The 1,710-nt window shown below is 65.6% G+C and carries 1 protein-coding gene; it reads left to right on the forward strand.

Annotation, left to right across the window (positions count from 1 at the left end; all coding sequences use genetic code 11):
• The first annotated feature begins 102 nt into the window (after window positions 1-102).
• Entirely contained in the window at window positions 103-1,662 is a 1,560-nt protein-coding gene (locus AB0J69_RS61625; protein ID WP_364138666.1) for an ISL3 family transposase, read from the forward strand.
• Window positions 1,663-1,710: the final 48 nt, after the last annotated feature.

Here is a 1,710-nt window from a genome sequence, read left to right on the forward strand (position 1 = left end):
GGGTTCTGGCCCACTTTCTGCGATTCGGTGACGGCACGTGATCGTCTTCTGTGATCATGACTGTGGTGTGCTCAGAATGATCTTGAGGTGCTGTTCCCTCACTTGCAGGCCATCGTTATCGAGCGGTACGAGCGAACAGCCGGTGGACTGCGCATCTGGGGTCGGACCGACGCCAGTACGGCGGCATGTACGGCGTGCGGCAGGGAGTCGAGCCGGGTCCATGGCCGCTACCGGCGGCGGCTGGACGACCTGACAGTCAGTGGCCGACCGGTGATGATCCGGCTGCTGGTACGACGCTTCATCTGCACCAACTCCGCCTGCGAGCAGCGGACCTTCGTCGAGCAGGTGCCCGGTTTGACCTGGCGCCATGGTCGTCAGAGCATGCCCTTGGCCAAGGCCCTCACCTCGCTCGCACTGACGCTGGCCGGGCGCGCCGGTGCTCGCCTGGCTACGACGCTAGGCATAGTGACCAGTCGAAGCACGCTGTTACGTCTCATCCGCGCGCTGCCCGACCCACGACCGACGGCACCCACCGTTGTGGGCGTGGACGACTTCGCCTTACGCCGTCGGCAGCTCTACGGCACCGTCGTGATCGACATGGAAACGCGTCGCCCGATCGAGCTGCTCATCGGCCGCGACGCCACGACGGTGGGCCAATGGCTGGCCAATCACCCCCAGATCGAGGTGATCTGCCGCGATCGCGCCAGCGCCTACGCCGAAGCCGCCAACACGGCCGCACCGCAAGCCATCCAGGTCGCCGACCGCTGGCACCTGTGGCACAACCTCATCGAAGCAGTGGACAAATGCGTGATCCAACATCGCTCCTGCCTGCGCGAGTCCACCAGCGAGAAGTTTCCCGACGATGCCCTCCCCGAGCCGGACCTCGCTCCCGAGTCCGCTACAGACAGCGAAATGAAGACGGGGCTGAACGCGCGCATCCGCCAGCGTTACGCCGAAGTCCAAGACCTGCTCGCCCAAGGACACAGCATCAAAGGCATCGTGCGACGGCTCGGACTGGCCCGCGGCACCGTTCGACGCTACGCCCGCGCCACCACCGTCGACGAACTCCTGACCTCGGCCGCACGCCCCAGCAACCTCGACGACTTCAAGCCCTACCTGCACGAGCGCTTCGCCGCCGGCACCACGCGCCCCATTCACCTGTTCGCCGAGATCCATGCGCAGGGCTACACCGGCAGCTATCACAACGTCCGCGACTACGTGCGCCGCCTGCGCCTTTGGGCCCGAACCAACTCTGCCATCGCACCCCCTCCCAGCGTCCACGACGTCGTCGGCTGGATCACCCGACACCCGGCCAACCTCAGCGGCGAAGAAACCCGCGCACTCGCACAGATCCTCAACCGCTGCCCTGAACTGGCCGAACTCACCTCACACGTTCGCGCCTTCGCCACCATGATGGGAGACCGGCACGGCGACCAGCTTGACCAGTGGCTCACCCGCGCGGGAACCAGCGATCTGCCGGGCCTGAACTCCTTCATCCGCGGTGTTGAACGCGACAAAGCAGCCGTGACCGCCGGCCTTACCCTGCCGTGGAGCTCCGGCCCAGTCGAAGGCCAGGTCAACCGCATCAAGATGCTCAAACGGCAGATGTTCGGCCGGGCCAACTTCGACCTGCTCCGCAAACGCGTCCTCCTCGCACCATAACCGCTGATCACTCACAGCAACCGGACCACAGAAAGTGCGCCAGAACCC

The sequence above is a fragment of the Nonomuraea sp. NPDC049709 genome (assembly GCF_040674815.1).
Lineage (GTDB): Bacteria > Actinomycetota > Actinomycetes > Streptosporangiales > Streptosporangiaceae > Nonomuraea.